The organism is Streptomyces sp. NPDC086549 (assembly GCF_044746205.1).
In the GTDB taxonomy this organism is placed as follows: domain Bacteria; phylum Actinomycetota; class Actinomycetes; order Streptomycetales; family Streptomycetaceae; genus Streptomyces.
Genome location: NZ_JBIVBS010000015.1, coordinates 76,940 through 96,024, shown reverse-complemented (window position 1 = coordinate 96,024; position 19,085 = coordinate 76,940). Strand labels below are relative to the sequence as shown.

The window sequence follows — 19,085 nt, the reverse complement described above, 5'->3', positions numbered from 1 at the left end:
CTTGCGGCCACGGCGGTTCAGAACGGCTTCACCACGGTTTCAGCCCACGGGAGAAGGCTTCAGAGCGTTGAAACCGAGCGGCTGACCGTCAGAGATCTGCCGGCCGGTCCCTCGCTGGTCGAGCTGAGGTGAGGGGTGGGCTGGTTACGGAGGCAGCTGAGGCAGCTCTCGTGATTCGGGCGAGCCGTTGGGTTCGGCCCGGGATCAAGGCGGAGAGTGCGAGCGCGGAGGTCGCTGAGATGACGCCGCCCAGCAGCAGGGTCGAGCGGGTGCCGAGGGTGTCCGACAGCAGGCCGACCAGCGGGGCTCCTACGGGGGTGCCGCCGAGAAGGACCAGGAAGTAGACGGACATGACGCGGCCCCGCAGGTGTGGGCCGGCATGGAGCTGGGTGAGCGCGTTGGCGGTGGTGGTCACGGTCACCGCGGCGAAACCGGTGGGGATCAGCAGGGCCATGAAGGTGCCGTATCCCGGCATCAGGCCCAGCGCGGCTTCCAGTGCCCCGAAGACGACGGTGGCGGTGACCAGACGTCGAGCGCTGGGAGGCTTCCCGCGGCTCGCGCCGTGGATCGCCCCGATGAGGCTGCCCAGGGCGTAAGCGGCGGAGAGGCAACCGAAGGCGGCGGCGCCCGTGTGGAAGACCTTGACGGCCACGAGCGAGATGGCCACCTGGAAGTTGAGGCCGAAGGTACCGACGAAGGCGATGAGACCGATCGGCAGGAGCAGTTCCGGGGTGCGGGCGATGTGGCGGAAGGCGTCACGCGGTCGGATACGGCCGGGTCGTGGCCGACCGCGGGCGTCTGGCGCGTCCGGCTCGTCCGTACGGATGGTGATCAGACCGTAGAGGACGGCCAGGTACGAGGCGGCGTTCACGAGGAACACCGGACCTGTGCCGAAGGCGGCGACGGTCAGGCCGGCGAGGGCGGGGCCCACGGCGCGGGCCACGTTGAACTGGGCGGAGTTCAGGCTGACCGCGGTGGCCACGCGCTCGCGGGCGACCAGTTCGGAGATGTACGCGTTGCGGGCGGGACTGTCCACCGCGGTGGCCGTACCGAGGGCGAAGGCCAGCGCGTAGACGGACGGCAGGCTCACCGCCCCGGTGACGGTCAGCAGTCCGAGCAGAAGTGACTGCACTCCCATGGCTGTCTGGGTCAGGAGCAGAAGCCGCCGCTTGGGGTACCGGTCGGCCAGGACGCCTCCGGTCAGACCGAACAGGGTCTGCGGCAGGAACTGCAGTGCGGTCACGATGCCGACCGCACGGCCGCTGTTGCCGGTGATGTGGAGGACGAGCAGGTCCTGGGCGGCGCGCTGCATCCAGGTGCCGATGTTGGAGACCAGCTGCCCTAGCAGGTAGCGACGGAAGTTCCGGACGGTGAGTGCGGCCGTCACCGGCATGCCGGAGCCGGCGCTCATGACGTCAGAGGGGCGTATGTGCCCGGGACAGGCACCTCCGCATCGTCGATGTGGTGGAACGTCGGGTGGGGGTGCATGAGGAACGCGTGGTGGGAGATGTTCCAGGCGTAGGCGCCGGCCATGGCGAAGGCGACCCGGTCGCCGACGCGCAGCCGTTCGATCATGATCCGGCTTGCCAGTACGTCCTTGGGCGTGCACAGCTGTCCGACCAGCGTCACCGGCTCGTCTCGGACCTCCGGACGGTTCCAGGGCCGGAGCCAGATGTCGTCGGGGATCACCTCGAAGGGCTGGTCGTGCTGTTTCGCGGCTGGGGTGCGCAGGTGGTGGGTGCCGCCGCGCAGTACGGCGAACGCGTGCCCTCGGCTGAACTTGATATCCAGCACCTGGGTGACGTACCAGCCGCAGTAGGCGGTGACCGAGCGGCCTGGTTCGATCCGGAGGGTGAGGTGGGGGTGGCGGTCGAGGATCCGGCGCAGTCCGGCGCCAAGGGCGGGCCAGTCGAACACTCTGGGCGGATGCGTGTAGTCGACACCCATTCCGCCGCCGACGTTGACTTCGCTCAGGTCGATTCCGCGATCACGGGCCCAGTTCTCGGCCCAGGCAAGGACCTTGTCGACGAGCAGGAGATGAGGCTGGGCCTGGAGGCCGCTGGCAAGGTGGAAGTGAAGGCCACGCAGTCGGACGCCCGGGACTGACTCCATCACCTTGAGGCAGCGGTCCAGTTGTACGGGATCCATGCCGAACGGCCCACCGCCCATGGCCAGGGCGACTCGGCCCACGTCGACGGGCAGGTTGACGCGCAGCAGTACCTCCACGGTCCGCTCGCCCAGCAGAGTGGTGAGCAGGCGGAGTTCGTGTTCGCTCTCGATGTGCAGGCGCTCGGCTCCCGCGTCCAGCGCGCGGGTCAGCTCCTGCTGTGTCTTGCCTGGGCCGCCGAAGGCGATCGGTGCGTCGGGGACGATGGCGCGGACGTGGTCCAGTTCGCCGCCGGAGGCCACCTCGAAGCCGTGGACGTGTTCGGCGAGGGTCCGCAGGACCGCGGGGTCGGAGTTGGCCTTGGCCGCGTACAACAGCTCGACACGTTCCGGCAGTGCGGCCCGGATCGCGTGAACGTGCTCGCGCAGGCCCGGCAGGTCGTAGACGTAGGCGGGCAGGTCGTCGTCGGTCATGCGGCCGACATGGTCGAGCAGTGCGGACCTCACCGGATCACCTCGCGGGGAAAGCCCGCGCCGAGCGGGCTGGGCAGGGGGACGTAAGTGGCGTGCCGGTCGGCCTTGCGGGCCCAGCGCAGGAGGAGGTTGGCCTTGGCGGGCAGCGGTACGCCGGACAGCAGGGCGCGCAGGCGTGGCGGTTCGGCGGCGGTGCGGGCGTAGGCGTCGAGGTGGTCGCGGACCAGGCCCCAGAGGGCGGGTTCCAGCGTCGGGTCGAGGTCGGCCAGGGTGCCGAGCACTTCGGCGGTGTGGTTGACCAGGAGGCAGTATGCGACTCGGTTCCAGCCGCGTTCGGGATCGTAGGTGAGGGGCCCCCGGACGTCCTCGGGCAGGTTGTCGAGGGTGTCCCGGTGATGCCTGGGCAGGAGCTTGGTGCCCTCCAGGTCGCGGAAGAGCATCTGCGCCGGGGTGCCGTCGGGTTTCACACCGACGACGACGTTCTGCAGGTGGGGTTCGAGGACGACGCCGTGTTCGAAATAGGCGGCCAGCACCGGTGGCAGCAGCAGTCCCAAGTACGCGTCCCACCAGGCCAGAACGTCACCGTCACCGCGGGCGAGCAGATGGGAGACGTGGGCCGCACTGGTGGGGTACTCGTCCGCCACCGCGGCGGCGAGCAGGGGGGTCACTTCGGGGCGCAGGTGGTGGCGCAGGCCTGAGCGGACGACTACCCCGAGGCCCTCCAGGAGGGCGGTGTCGTCGGCGGTGTCCTCGGCGGTGTCGAGTGTGCGGTAGCCGGGCTCGGCCAGGAGCGCGCATCCCGGGAAGCGGCCGGCCAGGCCGGCGAAGAGGGGCTGGAGCAGACGGTTGAGGGCGACGGTGCCGGACAGTTCGTAACCGGCGTGCTTGCGGACGCAGTTGGTGAGGCGGACGTTGAGGCTGAACTTCAGGAAGGTGTCGCTGTCGGGGTGGTACAGCGTGCGCACCGAAGCGGTCGGCACCAGCTCCGGTCCGCTCGTCCCGGCGTCGGCGACATCGCCGGCTGCCAGTGCCTCACGCAGGCGGTCGTGGCCCTGGAGCAGCCGGTACTGCCAGGGGTGCACCGGCAGTATCACGAATTCCGGATCCGTCGTCGGGCACAGCGCATCCATCTCGCGCAGCTCGCCCTCCTCACGCACAAGATGACGGCGCACTGCCAGGTGGCGCAGACGGAAGCGAGCACCGGTCTCCGGGCCGTACGCCAGCCAGTCCGCCGAGTCGCCGGTGCGTGCCTTCGGAGTGGGGTGGAAGCGATGGCCGAACACCAGGGACTGCTCCGACGCCACATACCGGTCCGCGTGCGGCGTAACGCCCGCCCGCTCTTCCAGTGCGGTGCGGATCGTCTCCCGGCTGTCCGCCACCTGGCTCAGGAACTCGTCGTTGGCGATGCCCGTGCGCAGTTCCAGTTCGTCCTGGATGTAGCCGGCCAGCTCCTTCCAGCCGACGGTCGTCCAGGCGTCGTTGTCGAGCCGCTGCGCCGGGCCCAGGAAGCGGTGCGCTCCGATCAGCGAGACTCGGCGCAGTCGGCAACGCAGCAGAAGGCCGCGGCGGGGCAGACGGAGCAGGAGGTGGTCGTCGTCGACCGTCACCTGGTGCTCGGGGGCGGACACCTCGCGGATCAGGCAGTTGAGCAGCGTGTGGGCGGTGACGGTGTCCGCCGTCTGCGACGGTTCGGCGGCCGATGGGGTGACGGTTGCGGTGGCCGACGGAGTGACGGTTGCGGCGGCGGTCCTGGTGTGGGGGGCAATGCCGGTGGTCATGCCGGTGGTCATACGGTCCCTCCAGTGGGACGACGGGTCGGATTTCAGGGGCACGGCGCCAGGGGGTTGGGAACGGGTGTCCATTGCGCCTTGCCCGGGTTCTCGGCCAGGCGCATGGCGATGGTCGCCTTCAGCGGCATCGTGTCGCCGAAGAACGCTGCCGCGTCCCCCTGGTCCGGCAGGCCGGCGTACACCTGGCGGCCGACCTCGGCCACGGCGCCCCACAACTGTCGGGGGTCGGCCGCATGTGTCCGGGCGAAGACGTCGACCAGCTCGCTGAAGACTCCGCTGACCAGGCCGCCGAAGAGTTTGGTGCGGAGTGCGTCCACGTCGTCTCCCGCGCGGGTGCCGAGCAGCGGCGGCAGCGTGGAACCGCACCGAGCCAGACGGCGTGGGCTCACTCGTACGCCGTCCAGATCCCGGTACAGCACCCGCACCGGCCGACCGTCTCGCAGCACGACCAGCGTGTTCTGGCCGTGAGCCTCCAATGCCACCCCCATGGACAGCAGCGCCAGCGCGGGCGGGAGAACGAGCCCGGCGAAGTCCGCCAGCCAGCGCACCGGATCTCCCGACAGCACGGTGGCTCCTGTCGCGTGGACGGCGGTGAGCGGAACCGCGATCTCCCCGGCGTCGAGGTGGCACTCGGTCGACTCCCGGATCATCGCGGCCAGGCTCGCGGAGGGCCGTCCGTCCACGCACACCGCTCCGCCGCCCAGCTCACGCAGGATGCGCAGGCTGCCGCCGTACCCGGCCTTGTCGACGAGGGCCGAGACGAGGTCGGACAGGAGGGGCCCGTCGGCGACCTCGGCCGGGGAGATGGTGCGCCGGTAGTTGGTGACCTGCACATCCAGCGCCGTCTTGATGTGACAGCCCGGCAGGACGCCCTGCGGTGCCAGGGTGCGCAACGACAGCAACGGCCGGGCCGGGATCGTCTCGTCCACGACGACCAGGTCGGGATGGCGCGCGAGCACATGGTCCCGCTGCCAGGGATGCAGCGGGACCAGGATCGTGTCACCCTCACGCAGCGCCCGCGGCCATGTGCCGGCGCTCTGCCAGCGATCGGCCGGGACGGGGAGCAGCGCCAACCGGACCACCGGGTGGTGCTCGGGGGCGTAGGCAAGCACGTCGGTGACCGACATGCCGGTGCGAGTCCGGCAGCAGGGATGCTGCGGGTGCCCGTCGACCACCGCCTGTTCGGCGTCCGCCGAGTCGTCCGGGCGGGCCCTCCCGCCGGCGTTCGCGGCCCGCGCCAGTGCCAGGTTGACCACGCTGTTGTCCAGCTCGGCCGCCAGTCGCTCCGCCTCGGGGGTACGCAGGCCGAGCTGCGCCAGCAGCTCCGCCGGCCCGCTGATCGGCCCCTCGGGCCCGGACACGACGAAGTCGTCGGGCACCTCGGCGAACGGCCGCGCACAGGACTGCGCCGCCGACAGTGAGCCACCCTGTCGCAGCCCGACCACCAGGCTGTCGGACTCCCGGCGGTGCCCGGTCACGCCGGGCAGGGGTTCTCGTACGAAGGCGCCCCACAGCCGGCCGAGCACGGTGGCACGTGCTCCCGGGAGCGCGGCCGTGAAGGGCTCCACCAGGTCCGGGCGCGTGAGGCGTAGTTCATCAAGGGGCATGGGGCATCCCAGGTGCTAATGAGGGTGCTTGTCGCGCGGTGCTCCAGTGGCACCGGCCGTGCGATCGACGCTACGGGACGACGATCAAGCAGATTGCCAGAGCAAATACAGCGGGGATCCCGGATTCCTCCGATGAAGCGTTTTCCCTTCCGCACCTCCAGTCGATTCCGCCGAGAACACTCCCCTCCACGCGACCTCACCCCGGATCAGCTCCCGGCTGTCACCTGGGCCGTTGAACACCGGTGTTCAAGGTCTTAACTCTCGCCTTGCTCCACGCTGTCCATGTCCTGGATGTCGTCATCGCGCCGCGCTTCGGCGGATACGCCATCCGTGGTGGACCCGGCCGGCCGCGGAGAAAGGATCACCACCTCGGGGGAGCTTCCGGCGTTTGCGCTGCACGCTCCGGCAGAAGTCTGTGAGCCTTTCGGTATGCGTGTCTTGCTGATCGAGGACGACGACCGGGTGGCCGGACCGTTGACGGAGGGGCTGCGCCGTTTCGGGTTCGTCGTGGAACACGCCGGAAACGGGACCGACGGCCTCGCCGCGCCCGAGGCGGAGATGGTGTTGCTGGACCTGGGGCTGCCCGACATGGACGGCATCGACGTCTGCCGTGCCCTCCGATCCCGCTCGTCCGTGCCGATCATCATGATCACAGCCAGAGACGACGAGGTGGACCGGGTGCTCGGTCTCGAGTTGGGCGCGGACGACTACGTCTCGAAGCCGTTCGGCGTACGGGAACTCGTCGCCCGGATCCGAGCCGTCACCCGCCGCACCCGACCCGCGGTGCCGGACAACAGCCGTGAGGAGGCGGATCCCTCGGACGACCTGGCACAGCCCGGGACCTCCCACGTCCAGCGGATCGGCCCGCTGACCATCGACCGCCGTACCCGGCAGGTGACTCTGCGCCAGGCGCCCATCGCCCTTGCCCCGAAGGAGTTCGACCTGCTCACCTGCCTTGCGGAAGACCCCGGGGCCGTCTGCTCCCGCCGGCAGATTCTCGACACGGCATGGGAACCGAACTTCTTCGGTCCCACCAAGACCCTGGACGTCCACATCGCCGCGCTGCGCCGCAAACTCGGCGACTCCTCCTGGATCGAGAACATCCGCGGCATCGGCTTCCGCCTGGTCCCCCCGGCACACGTCGACGCCGCGTCCGCCGCGGTACCGGCGCGCGGCGGAGGGCCTCGGTGACGCGTCGCCTCCTGCTCAGCCATCTGAGCCTCATGCTGCTCGTCCTGCTCGCGCTCGAAGTGCCGTTCGGCATCTTCTACGCCCGCAGCGAGCTGTCCCGCTTCTCCCGTGCGGCGCAGCAGGGGGCGATGACGCTCGCCGCGGTCTGCGAAGAGAAGATGGAGCACGGGCTGGCGGCCGACCTGCCCGAACTGGCTCGCGCGTATGGGCGGCGGACCGACAGCCGCGTGCTGGTCACCGGCAGCAAAGGCGTCGTTCTCACCGACACGGCGGCCGCGGTCGCGGTCGGCAAGGACCTGTCCGCCGAGCCGGACATCTCCACCGCACTGCACGACGACCCCGCCGTCGGTACTCGGACCGACCCGTCCACAGGCGGCGAGGTCCTCTTCGTGACCGTGCCGGGTGGCTCCGAGGCGATCGTCCCCTGTGTGGTGCGGACCGTGTATGTGCTGGGCCCGCTCAAGGCAAGGGTCCGTGCCGTCTGGCTGGCTCTCGCCGTCGTCGGGCTGGGGGTGCTGGCCGCCGTTTCCCTGATCGGCTTCGTGCTCGCCCGCTCGATCACCCGCCCCGTCCGGGCCCTGGAACGCGCCACCGCACAACTCGCCGAAGGCCGGCTCACCGATCCGCCGCCCACCGATCGCGGGCCGCCGGAGCTGCGTCGCCTCGCCGCGTCGTTCACGACGACCGCGACCCGGCTCCAGCACCTGCTCCAGGCTCAGCAGGCGTTTGCCTCCGAGGTGTCCCACCAGCTGAAAACCCCGCTGACCTCACTACGTCTGCGCCTGGAGAACTTCGAGCCGCACCTCGCCCCCTGTGCCCAGGACAGCCTCGACAAAGCAGTCGGGGAACTGGAGCGGCTCAGTCGTATGGTGCAGGGGCTGCTCGCGCTCGCCCGGTTGGAGAACTCCGCGATCAAGCCGGAGAAGGTCGATCTGAACGCCGTCGTGGCCGATCGCGCGGCCATCTGGACGGCCTTCGCCGATGAGCAACAGGTCGACATCATCGTCTCCGGAGCCGGAGCCGCAGCCGGAACCGTTCGGGTATGGGCGGTGCCGGGCGCACTGGAGCAGATCATCGACAACCTGCTCTCCAACGCTCTGCGCGTCTGCCCGCCGGGAACCGCCATCACGCTGGCAACCGTCACCGCCGGGAGGGAAGGCGGCCGCACGTCGCCCGTGGCCGAGCTGCATGTGATCGACGAGGGACCCGGCATGACCGAAGACGAACGGCGAAAGGCTTTCGACCGGTTCTGGCGGGCTCCTGACGCCGACCACGACGGAACGGGACTCGGCCTGCCGATGGTCCGGCATCTCACCCGGGCCAGCGGTGGTGAGGTCAGCCTGGAGGCAGCCCCTGGCGGCGGGCTCGACGCCGTCGTGCGACTGCGGTGCGCCGGGAGTCACCCTCACCGGGAACGCCCGGTCATCTCCACGGACGTCGACTTGTGCAACCCCCTCCCGCAGCGCTGAGCCCGCTGTCGCGGGCGAAGGCCCGCCTCCCCTGCCTCAGAAGTGGCGGAAATCGGTGCGCGACCCGCCGTCAACCGGACAACAGGGCCATCACCGGTGTTGAAGCGTCCGTCGACACCTCCGCCCAGACCGTCTTGCCCACGGGATGCCGAGGTGTCGAGCCCCAGCGCTCGGCCAGGATGTCGACCAGGAGGAGGCCGCGGCCCGACTCGGCGTCAGGGTCCGACGAGGGTGGCGCGACCGGCGGCCGTGTCGTGGCGTCGGCATCGGCGACCTCGATCCGGACCAGGCCCGACACCTCGTCGAGGGCGAGCCGGAGACCGAAGTCACGTCCCGGAACACGGCCGTGCTGCACGGCGTTGGCGGCGAGTTCGCCGACGACGAGAGCGGCCGCGCACGACACGTCCGACGCCGGCGGGTGACCCCACTCCTCCATTCGCCGCACGGCGAGGCGCCGAGCGAGCCGCGCACCTCGCGGCGAGGAGGCGAACTGCGCGGTGAGGACGGCTTCCCCCACGGCAGCTTCGGCACTCCTTCGCGGTTCTTCGCCCGCGGTGGTCGTTCCTGTCAGCACAGCGTGCCCGTCCTTGCCTGTCGAACCCTGAGACGTCCCGCCGGGTAGGCGAGTCATCACGTTCCGTACTCAAGAGTCGTCCGGCAGCCCTACGCTCGATAGGTGACACAGCCTTACCTTTCGCTTCATAAGGAACGGAAGTGACGCCTTGGCCAACGGAATTGATCCCGGTACGTCGATGGCGGCGCTGTTCGGTTCGCGGGTCCGCAAGCTCCGTACGGCGGCCGGGCTGACGCAGGCCGAACTCGGCCGGCGGGTGCATGTCGTCAGCACCCGGATCACGCAGATCGAACGTGCCTCAGGTGCGAAGCCGACGCTGGAGCTGGCCCGTGCGCTCGACACCGTTCTCGGCGCGGACAACCTGCTGGTCGAGCTGTGGCCGTATGTGTATCGGGAGGCGTTTCCGGACTGGTCGCGGGCGTTTATCGCGCATTCGGAGCGGGCTGTGTCCATCCGGCAGTACGCGGCGCATGTGGTGCCCGGTTTGTTGCAGACGCAGGACTACGCGCGGGCAGTTCTGAGCGTCGGTGTGACGCTCAGCGGTGACGAACAGTTGGAAGAGCGCCTCACCGCGCGCATGGGACGGCAGGAACGGCTCCGTTCGCCCGATCGGCCAGAGCTGTGGGTCGTGCTGGACGAGGCGGTTCTGAGGCGACCGATCGGCGGGCGCGCTGTGATGGGGGCGCAGTTGGCACGTCTGCTTGAGGCAGTAAGAGAGCGTCATATCACCGTGCAGGTGCTGCCATTCGATCAAGGCGAGCATGGTGCGATGGGTGGTTCACTGACGGTTCTGACGCTGCCGGACCGCTCGGAAGTGGCTTACACGGAGGGGGCGCACTATGGCCAACTCGTCGAGGATCCGACCGAGGTTGAGCGCTTTGTGGTGACCTACGATCGGCTACGGGCGGAAGCCCTGCCCCCGCTCATGTCTCTCGACGTGATCCGATCCGTGATGGAGGGCTACAACCATGGAGCGAATGTCCCATCCCGATCTGAGCGGCGCCGCCTGGCGCAAGAGCAGCTACAGCAATCAGGAAGGGGGCGACTGCGTCGAGGTGGCCGGCGGATTCCGGGGCGTGGTCCCCGTCCGTGACAGCAAGGTCCCTCACGGTCCGGCTCTGACCTTCGAGGTCGATTCCTGGGCGTCATTCATAGGCGAGTTGAAGACCGACCGGCACCGCGTCTGAGCCGGCCAGGTGGCGGCCGCCAACTGAGCGTGAGCTTCGAGGATTCCAGCCAACCGACACAGGCGAGCTTCCCTGTCCCGGGCTCGGCCACGCCCCACGACGCTCAGGATGCCTACCGCATCGCCCGTTCTTACATGAAGGCCCATTACCCGTGGGCCGAGGCGGCCTCCCGGCACGAGACCCAACCCGTCGGCAGCAAAGCCGAGTTCGGCTGGCTCACGTCTTGGCGGTTCAAGGAGCGTGGCGTAGTGATGCCGCGCAGCCTCGACGTGCAGATCAACCGCGCCGGGCGCGTCTCCCAGCTGCTGGTCGACTTTGGACCCGAGCATGTGAAGCTCCCCGCCGAGCTGATCTCGGCCGAGCGGGCCGAGGAGATCGTAAGGAAGGATCAGGGCAGGATCGGTGCCGATCCAGACGCGCTCCGGATCCACGCGGACGTGCTGAAAGCCGACCGCGCAAAGGGCTGGCAGGGCTCCTGGCGCGTCGTGTGGTCCGTGAACGTCAACGACGCACGGTGCACGCCCGACAAGGACGGCGACGGCTGTGAACCGTCGCAGACGATGGTCGACGCCGGTACCGGTGAGGTCTACGCCGAGTGAAGCGAGGTCAGCTCGCATCCGGCGGGTCCAAGCGGCGGGATTTACGTCAAGAGCGACGCGCTGGCCGATGGGAGGCTCGCACTCGTCCGGCACGAGCCTCCCGCGCGTGTCATGTTCCGGATACGCCGACACGACCAGTCGTTTACCTCTCCTTTGCCAACTCCTGGTGATCTGGCCTGCGTTGGTCAACGCATCCGCCCGCGGACGCTTCAAGGAGTCGTATCCATGTTCAGACCCACCCGCCGTCGCCTCGCGGTCGCCACCGCCCTGGTCGCCGCCACCACGGCCGCCGTGGCCGTCACGACCGTCGCCGGTGCCTTCGACAACGCGCAGCAGGCGAAGGAAGCGATCAAGGGCGGGAAGGCCAAGAACGTCATCCTGCTCATCGGTGACGGCATGGGCGACTCGGAGATCACCCTCGCCCGCGACTACACGGTCGGCGCCAACGGCCGCCTGAACATGGACAAGTTCCCGCTGACCGGCGCCTACACCACCTACGCGGTCCACGCCGACGGCACCCCGGACTACGTCACCGACTCCGCCGCCAGCGGCACCGGCTGGGCCACCGGCATGAAGACGGTCAACGGCCGCATCTCCAAGACTCCCGGCACCGACAAGGCGGTCCGGACGGTCCTGGAGCTGGCCCAGAAGAACGGCTACGCCACCGGCAGCGTCACCACCGCCGAACTCACCGACGCCACCCCGGCCGTGCTCGCCTCGCACGTCACCGACCGGTCCTGCCAGGGCCCGGCCGACATGGCCAAGTGCCCGACCGACACGATCGCGGCCGGCGGCCCCGGCTCGATCGCCGAGCAGTCCGTCAACCACAAGGTCGACGTCCTCATCGGCGGCGGCAAGCAGCGCTTCGACCAGAAGGTCACCGACGGCAAGTACAAGGGCCTCACCGTCACCGAGCAGGCGCAGAAGCTCGGCTACCAGGTCGTCACCGACAGCTCGGGCCTGAAGAGCGTGAAGGCCGGCAAGCCGGTGCTGGGCCTGTTCGCCACCGGCAACGTGCCGGTCGAGTGGACCGGCAAGGCGGCGGCCGTCGGCGGCACGGACCCGCAGCGGTGCGTGACCTCCAACCCGAACCGCCCGTCCACGACCCCGAGCCTCGCGGACTCCGCCACCAAGGCGATCCAGCTGCTGGAGGCCAAGCAGAAGCAGAAGCACTCCGACAAGGGCTTCTTCCTGCAGATCGAGGGTGCCTCGATCGACAAGCAGGACCACGCCGCCGACCCCTGCGGCCAGATCGGCGAGACGGCCGCCTTCGACCGTGCGGTGAAGGTCGCCCGCGCCTACGCGGCCAAGCACCCCGACACCCTCGTGGTCACCACCGCCGACCACGGCCACACCAGCCAGATCGTGCCGCTGGAGGCCACTCCGCCCGGCCTGTCCTCCACCCTCGTCACCGACGAGGGCCAGCAGCTGAAGGTCAACTACTCGACCAACACCCCGGGCCAGTCCCAGGAGCACACCGGCACCGAGGTCCGCATCGCCGCCCAGGGCCCGCAGGCCTTCCGCGTCCTCGGCGTCACCAACCAGACCGACCTGTTCACCACGATCCGCGAGGCGCTGCGTCTGCGCTGAACCCGCGGGTGAGGGAGGGGAGGGGAACGGCCGCCACCGTTCCCCTTCGTCGTCTTCGTCTTCGTCTTCGTCTTCGCGGGTCGCGACTCGCGGGTGTTGCCGAATGTGCGAGATCATGGCGATATCCGCGGGCCGGAAGGAGCGGTATGCGACAGAGCGTTTCGGTCATCTTGGGCGTGGCGCTCTGCACGGCCGCGGCACTCGGCCCGGCGGTGCCACAGGTCGCCGTAGCCGCCCCGAATCAGTGTTCCTACGCGCCATCGACGCTTCGGCCCACGATTACGTACGGTGACACCGGCGTGGCCGTCAAACAGGCCCAGTGCCTGAGCAACGTATGGGGCGGCCAGCCGCCCAAGCTGGCCGTCAACGGGGTCTTCGACTCCGTGATGGTGAAGAAGATCGAGTGGATCCAGGGCTGCCACGGCCTGCCGCCGAGCGGTGTCATCGAGGGCCGCACCTGGCAGGTGCTCTACCGTCCTGCCCTGGACTGTTACGACCCGTATCCAGCCTGAGCGACCCATCACCGGCCGGGCGGCCGGGGCCCGTGGGCCGACTCGCCCGGCTCCGGGGCGCGTCATAGCCTGGGAGGACAAGTCCAGATCCTGGCCGTGGCAGCAGGACGCCTCCCGACAGGCGGCCGCCCGTCCCGGATCGGCCTCGCCGCCGCCCGCCCAGAGGGTCTCCCTCGATCTCCCTCGATCTTCCTGGGGCTCCTTGCCTCTGCTTCGGCCGGCCCCTTCGACGCCCTCGTGCGACCGCCGCCGTTCAGGGACCACGGCCGGGATCCGCACGTCCTCGCTGGAGGGACCTGCCATGCTCTCAGACACCTCTCGGCCTGTCGTCACGGCAACGCTGCCGGTCGTCGCCGAGCACATCGGAGAAATCGCCCAGCGCTTCTACAAGCACATGTTCGCCGAGCATCCGGAACTCCTGAACGGCGTCTTCAACCGCGGCAACCAGGCCCACGGAGATCAGCAGAAGGCGCTGGCCGGATCGGTGGCGGCGTTCGCGAGCGGACTGGTGGAATCACCGGAGCACATCCCCGAGCACCTGCTCCAGCGGATCGCGCACAAGCACGCGTCCCTCGGCATCCGCCCGGATCAGTACCGGATCGTCCACGACAACCTGATGTGGGCGATCGGCGACGTCCTGGGCGACGCGGTCACCCCGGAGGTCGCCGCCGCGTGGGACGAGGTCTACTGGCTGATGGCCAACGCCCTGATCAACCAGGAACGCGGCCTCTACAGCGCGCGTGGGGTCAGGCCGGAGACGGTGTGGCGGCAGTGGAAGGTCGAGAAGAAGATCCAGGAGACCCCCGACGTGGTGACCCTCGTGGTCAAGCGGATCGACGACCGTCTGGTGAAGACCTCGCTGCCCGGCCAGTACGTGACGGTACGGATGACCATGCCGGACGGAGTGGTCCAGCCGCGCCAGTACAGCCTGACCCGGGCCGACGACGGGGAACACCGCCAGTTCTCGGTCAAGCGGGTCCATGGCGTCGGTGACGAGCCCGACGGGGAGATGTCGACGTTCCTGCACGACACGGTGGACGTGGGCGACATCCTGACGCTGTCGGTGCCGTACGGCGACGTCGTGCTCGACGACTCGGGACGGCCGGTGGTGTTCGCCACCGCGGGCATCGGGATCGCCCCGGTGGCCGGGATGCTCTCGCACCTCACCAAGGCCGGGTCCGGGCTGAACATCACGGTCCTCCACGCCGATCTCGACGAGCCCTCGTTCCCCCTGCGCCGCCAGGTCGTGAGCGACGTCCTGGAGTTGCGGAAGGCGGCGCTGTACGCCTGGTACGAGAAGGGCGTGGAGAGCATGGAGCCGCTGAACGGCGTCTTCCAGGGACTGATGGACCCCGCGGCAGTCGATCTGCCCGATCACGCCCTGTACTACCTGTGCGGCCCGTTGCCGTTCATGCAGGGTCTGCGCAGCAAGTTGCTCGAGCGGGGCGTCGCGCCCCAGGACATCCAGTACGAGGTGTTCGGCCCCGACCTCTGGCAGGCGGACCTGGACTAGCGGGCCCGGACCAGTGGACCTGGACCAGTGGACCCGGACCAGTGGACCCGGACCAGCGTGGCAATCCAAAAGGGCGCCGTCAGCGTACTTATTAGAGAGCCACCAATCCGGGGGGTAGGGAAAGGGGCATCCATCATGCGAGCACAACGCGTGACGCGTCTCGCCGCGGTGTCCGCGACCGCCATTCTGATGGCCGGCGGCGCTGCGATCGGTGCGGCAGGCACGGCCGCGGCATCCCCTGCCGTGCACACTCGGGTGACCACCGACTGGTCGTGCGGCAACCGCGATGACTGGAACGGACGCTGCTTCGACAACAACGGGTTCCGCTTCGGTAACCGCTTCGACAACGGGTTCGGCTTCGGCAACCGATTCGACAATGGGTTCCGCTTCGACAACCGCTTCGACAACGGCTTCCGCTTCGGCAACCGTTTCGACAACCACGGGTTCCGCTTCGACAACCGCTTCGACCACCACGGCTTCTTCACTCACCGCGGAGGCGTCCTGATCTTCGTGTTCTCGTAGTCCCTCGGACATAGCGTCGCGTCAGCGCAGTACCAGGTCAGGGGCCTGATCCGCATGTGGATCGGGCCCCTGCACGGTTTCCGGTCAGTCAGTCAGCCAGGTGCAGGGCTGTTCGCGTGTCCCGGCCGTCCCACCCGCCAGCGGTCCGCCATACGACGTTCACTCCGAAGACTTCCCGTACCGCGTCGGGTGCCCAGTCCTCCGTCGGCGGCTCGGACAGGACCAGGTACCGGCGGTCCGCGATGCTGGGTTCGATGTGGTCGAGCTCCATGAGGCGGATCGCTCCCGCGCGCAGGTCCGCGTGGCCGGCACGGCCGACGCCGAGCACTTCGTAGCGGAAGAGACCGTTCTCGCCGTCCAGGATCACATCGGCCACGGGGGAATCCGAGGGGCGCAGTCCCGCTCGCAGAAGCGCGGCCTTCAACTCGAAGCGCACGGCCTCGTGAGTGTTGCAGTCCCTGTCGGTCTGGGCCGCGACGGCCAGTTCCCGCGCCAGTGCCTCGCTCCACGCCGGCCGTCCGCCGGAAGGGGCGGTGCTGGTGTCCAGGGCAGCGGATGTGTCCATGGGATCGGTGTCCTTCTGTTCGTGTGTCTTCCGAGGCTCCGCCGACTGTGGAGCCGTGATCGCTTCGGGCGCGCTGCCGGTCTCGGACTCCGGCTCGGCGTAGGACTCCGGCTCGGCGTCGGATGCCGTGTCGGCGTCGGATGCCGTGTCGGCGTCGGATGCCGTTTCCGCCTCGGACTCCGGCTCGGTGTCGAGTCGACGGCGCAGTTCGTCCCGGGCCCGGGCAAGCGCGCCGGCCCAGTGACGGAACGCCGGGTCGTCCGTCAGGGCGGCTCGCAGGCCCAGGGCGTCCGACGCCACCGCCTGACGTGTGCGCTGGGCGAGATCCGCCAGATCGCCCAGGCGGTCCCGGTCGGCGGAGCCCAGCAGGCGCCAGACGCTCAGCCAGTCGACCCGGTCGCGGCGCAGGCAACGGTTCGCCATGCCTTTCAGTTCGGAGAGGCGGACCGCTGCTTCGGGCGGAGCCGTGCCGTCTCCGTGGGCGATGTCGTGCAGGACGCCGAGTGCGTCCTCGTAGCGGGGCGCCATCCGGGCGGAAATGGGTCTGCGGCCGAAGTCGCCGGTCGAAACCAGGCTCACCTGCCCTTCGTTCCGGGTCACCCAGCCGTCCAGCCGGGCGCCCGCGGTCGGAGCGGGTTCGCCGTGGCGGGAAACGAGGAGGAGGGTTCGCTCCGTCGCCGGGGCGATGGCGTTGACCTTCCAATGAGGTCCGGGGCCGGGGCCGAGCACCCGCACCTCGACGGAGGTGCCGACCGGCAGCTCATCGGCGGCGGAAGCATCGGAGACTTCGGGGTCCGCGCCGTCGTCGGCCACGTCGAGTTCCTTCGGCAGTGGTGTCGTGTGCAGGACGGTCAGTGTCTGGGTGCTCCGGGTCAGGGCGACGTACAGCTGGCGCAGTCCCGCGGGACCACGGTCGGCGATGGTCGTCGGCTCCAGGACCATCACGTGGTCGAACTCCATGCCCTTGGCCTGGGCCGCGGGGAGTACGGACACGGTCCGTGCCGTCTCCTCGCTCATGCCGTCCGCGTGGTCGACGCGTCGGCGGACCTCGTCGATCCAGTCCGAGTCGTCGGGCACGATGACGGCGATCGACCTCGGGGACTGCCCGTCATGGGTACCGACGAGTCGTGCCGTACGGGTCGCTGCCTCGTCCAGCAGCTCCCAGGGAGTCGTCGGGACGAGCCGTACCGCTTCGCCGCCGGCCCGCCGCACAGCCGTCGGGTAGGGCAGGGAGGGCGCGACGGCTCGGGCCAGGGGCGCCACGAAGTCCATGATCTCCGCCGGCACCCGGTAGCTGGTGTTCAGCTCCGTCACCCGCCAGTGCCCTTGATCGGACAGGAGGCCGCCCAGCCGGTCCCAGGCGGTGTAGGAGTGCGGTCCGGTGGCCTGCGCCAGGTCGCCGAGTACGGTCATCGAGCCGGTCGGGCAGCGTCTGCGCAGGGACCTCGCCTGCATCGGGGTGAGGTCCTGGGCCTCGTCGACCACGATGTGCCGGTACCTCTGCGGGGTCTCGCCCGCGATGAGGAAGCGCAGCTCTTCGATGCACACCAGGTCGTCGACGGTCCAGGGCTCTTCGGCGGCGCTCTCGGCCTTCGGCCGCTGAAGGGCCGCCTGTTCGCCGTCGTCGAGGATCCGCGAGGCGCACTCGCTCAGTCTGGTGGGCGAGTTGAGCAGACCGCGCAGTGCTTCCTCAGGGCTCAGCGCGGGCCAGATCCGGTCGACGAGGGCCGTGACCTGCCGGTTGCGCTCCAGGTCGCGGCGCACGGTCGCGTCCCTGCTGCGCCGCGGAGCGATCCGGACGAGTTCACCCAGCAGCCGGTCCACCACCACGGTACGGAACCGGTCCCGGCGCGCCCGGTAGGCTCCGGAGCCCTCCCGGGCGTCGCGGAGGAGACCGAGCACCTCCGAGCGCGGCAGACGCAAGGACGTGCTGCCCACGGCGACGACGAAGGCCGGCTCGTCCTGGTCGTGCGAGGGGGAGGTGACGAGGGAATCGAGGGCTTCGGGCCGGCACTCGCTCTCCACTCGCCTGCGGAGCACGGCCGCCATCCGCTCGCCGGACTTCACCAGCCGCGCGGCGGCGGAGTCCGTGCCCCGGACGTCCCCTTCCCAGAGGCGGGCCAGCTGCACCGCGGTGACGTTGCGGGTGCCGAGGGTGGGCAGTACGCGCCCGACGTATTCCAGGAAGTGCTGGTGCGGTCCCACGACCAGGATGTCCTGTGCGCGGAAGTGGTCGTTGTTGACGAGCCAGGTCACGCGGTGCAGACCGACCGCGGACTTCCCGGTGCCGGGCCCGCCCTGGATGACGAGGATGTCCGCGGGTGAGCCGGTGACCAGAGCCATCTGGTCACGTCTGATCGTCTCGACGATGTCCCGCATCCGGCCGCTGCGGGAGCGGCGCAGTTCCCGAAGGAGGAACTCGTCGACCGGTTGCGGCTTCCTCCGCTGTCTGCGGCGGACGTCCCGCGGCAACGGGGACGGGGGCGGCGAAGGGGACAGTGATGGTGACGGGACGGGAAGCAGCCGTCCGGCGTCGCCTCCCGCGGACCGGCCGGAGGTCTCGTCCGGTGCCTCCGGGGCTTCGACCTCCTCAGGGGCGTCGAACGGGGCGGATTCCTCCTCGAAGGCCGGCGGTACGGTGGCCTCTCGCCCGGGTGCCCACGAGCCGGTGTGCGGTTCCGCGGCCGGGGCTATCTCGTCCAGGAAGTCCTCGACCGTACGCTCGCTGCAGCGTAACCGGCGCCGCAGGAGCACCTCGCCGGGCGTCTCCGGCCGGGCGTTGTGCCAGCGCACCGCTATCGGGTTCGTCCAGGAGACCACCACCTGATCGCGGGTCTCGGTGTCGAAGACATGACGCCGCCCGACATAGAACGTCTCCGGCTCGGAGTCACCCGGTTCCAGGACGTCGACCCGGCTGATGACCAGAGCCTCTCCCCCAAGACCGCCGTACTCCTCCGCCGTGGTCTCCGCTCCCTGGCGGGCCGCGATGCTGTCCTTTCCGCTCGCGGACGCCGTCGCCGCGGACTGCGAGGTCATCTCCGCGAGCCGTGCCTCGTAGCAGTCGTATGCGCGGTCGACGGCCTTCTGCTCGGTGGCGATGACCTCGGTGGCGATGACCAAGTCCCGTGGTGTCGTGCTCACGTGTGTCCCCTCCTGGGCAACGCCCCTCGCGCTGCCGCGGGCCAGTGCCCGCCTCCCCTGTCACAGGACTAGCAGAAATGGCCGGTCGAACCGCGCTCAATCGGACAACTGGCCCACACTCGCGGGGACTTTGGTACGCCACGCGCGCACAGCCGGCGCAGGTCCGGGACAGCCACGAGTGACCGACATGCGGGGGACTTGCCGGGCTCCTACGGTTGAAGGGCAAGTCGCCGACACACGAGGGC

At 69.6% G+C, this 19,085-nt stretch carries 15 protein-coding genes; 9 read left to right on the top strand and 6 right to left on the bottom strand.

The window, feature by feature from the left end:
- Positions 1-88: 88 nt before the first annotated feature.
- From ACIPSA_RS37140 to ACIPSA_RS37125, 4 genes are read right to left on the bottom strand one after another with little or no spacing between them, the layout of a single operon-like run.
- Positions 89-1,411, bottom strand: coding sequence for an MFS transporter (locus ACIPSA_RS37140; protein ID WP_402642930.1), 1,323 nt, complete (start codon positions 1,409-1,411; stop codon positions 89-91).
- Positions 1,408-2,613, bottom strand: a complete 1,206-nt coding sequence (locus tag ACIPSA_RS37135; RefSeq protein ID WP_402642927.1) for a type III PLP-dependent enzyme — start codon at positions 2,611-2,613, stop codon at positions 1,408-1,410. Before ACIPSA_RS37135 ends, ACIPSA_RS37140 begins: the two co-directional genes overlap by 4 nt.
- Positions 2,610-4,370 carry an IucA/IucC family protein gene (locus tag ACIPSA_RS37130; protein WP_402642924.1) on the bottom strand — a complete coding sequence of 587 codons (1,761 nt, stop codon included), beginning with the start codon at positions 4,368-4,370 and terminating at the stop codon, positions 2,610-2,612. Before ACIPSA_RS37130 ends, ACIPSA_RS37135 begins: the two co-directional genes overlap by 4 nt.
- Before the next feature lie 32 nt (positions 4,371-4,402).
- Positions 4,403-5,977, bottom strand: coding sequence for an IucA/IucC family protein (locus ACIPSA_RS37125; RefSeq protein WP_402642921.1), 1,575 nt, complete (start codon positions 5,975-5,977; stop codon positions 4,403-4,405).
- A 429-nt stretch (positions 5,978-6,406) separates the two neighbouring features.
- Here ACIPSA_RS37125 and ACIPSA_RS37120 point away from each other — a divergent pair, with 429 nt between their 5' ends.
- Both ACIPSA_RS37120 and ACIPSA_RS37115 read left to right on the top strand, forming a co-directional pair.
- The gene (locus ACIPSA_RS37120) at positions 6,407-7,168 is read left to right on the top strand and encodes a response regulator transcription factor (protein WP_402642918.1); all 762 of its coding nucleotides are present in this window, start codon (positions 6,407-6,409) and stop codon (positions 7,166-7,168) included.
- Positions 7,165-8,637, top strand: coding sequence for a sensor histidine kinase (locus ACIPSA_RS37115; RefSeq protein WP_402642915.1), 1,473 nt, complete (start codon positions 7,165-7,167; stop codon positions 8,635-8,637). The genes ACIPSA_RS37120 and ACIPSA_RS37115 overlap by 4 nt, the downstream gene beginning before the upstream one ends.
- 70 nt (positions 8,638-8,707) lie before the next feature.
- Here ACIPSA_RS37115 and ACIPSA_RS37110 read toward each other — a convergent pair whose 3' ends face one another.
- On the bottom strand, positions 8,708-9,211 hold the full coding sequence (locus ACIPSA_RS37110; RefSeq protein ID WP_402642913.1) for an ATP-binding protein: 504 nt from the start codon (positions 9,209-9,211) through the stop codon (positions 8,708-8,710).
- A gap of 178 nt (positions 9,212-9,389) precedes the next feature.
- Here ACIPSA_RS37110 and ACIPSA_RS37105 point away from each other — a divergent pair, with 178 nt between their 5' ends.
- The 7 genes from ACIPSA_RS37105 (at position 9,390) to ACIPSA_RS37075 (ending at position 15,134) form a co-directional block, all read left to right on the top strand.
- The gene (locus tag ACIPSA_RS37105; RefSeq protein ID WP_402643269.1) at positions 9,390-10,304 is read left to right on the top strand and encodes a Scr1 family TA system antitoxin-like transcriptional regulator; all 915 of its coding nucleotides are present in this window, start codon (positions 9,390-9,392) and stop codon (positions 10,302-10,304) included.
- On the top strand, positions 10,267-10,398 hold the full coding sequence (locus ACIPSA_RS37100; protein WP_402642911.1) for a DUF397 domain-containing protein: 132 nt from the start codon (positions 10,267-10,269) through the stop codon (positions 10,396-10,398). The genes ACIPSA_RS37105 and ACIPSA_RS37100 overlap by 38 nt, the downstream gene beginning before the upstream one ends.
- 134 nt (positions 10,399-10,532) lie before the next feature.
- Positions 10,533-10,997 (top strand): hypothetical protein, encoded by a 465-nt coding sequence (locus ACIPSA_RS37095; protein WP_402642908.1) that lies wholly within the window; start codon positions 10,533-10,535, stop codon positions 10,995-10,997.
- A gap of 225 nt (positions 10,998-11,222) precedes the next feature.
- Entirely contained in the window at positions 11,223-12,587 is a 1,365-nt protein-coding gene (locus ACIPSA_RS37090) for an alkaline phosphatase (RefSeq protein WP_402642907.1), read from the top strand.
- Between the two features lie 299 nt (positions 12,588-12,886).
- Entirely contained in the window at positions 12,887-13,099 is a 213-nt protein-coding gene (locus tag ACIPSA_RS37085; protein WP_402642904.1) for a peptidoglycan-binding domain-containing protein, read from the top strand.
- A gap of 301 nt (positions 13,100-13,400) precedes the next feature.
- Positions 13,401-14,612, top strand: a complete 1,212-nt coding sequence (locus ACIPSA_RS37080; RefSeq protein WP_402642901.1) for a globin domain-containing protein — start codon at positions 13,401-13,403, stop codon at positions 14,610-14,612.
- Between the two features lie 135 nt (positions 14,613-14,747).
- Positions 14,748-15,134 carry a hypothetical protein gene (locus tag ACIPSA_RS37075; protein WP_402642900.1) on the top strand — a complete coding sequence of 129 codons (387 nt, stop codon included), beginning with the start codon at positions 14,748-14,750 and terminating at the stop codon, positions 15,132-15,134.
- 88 nt (positions 15,135-15,222) lie between these two features.
- Here ACIPSA_RS37075 and ACIPSA_RS37070 read toward each other — a convergent pair whose 3' ends face one another.
- Entirely contained in the window at positions 15,223-18,840 is a 3,618-nt protein-coding gene (locus ACIPSA_RS37070; RefSeq protein WP_402642898.1) for an AAA family ATPase, read from the bottom strand.
- Positions 18,841-19,085: the final 245 nt, after the last annotated feature.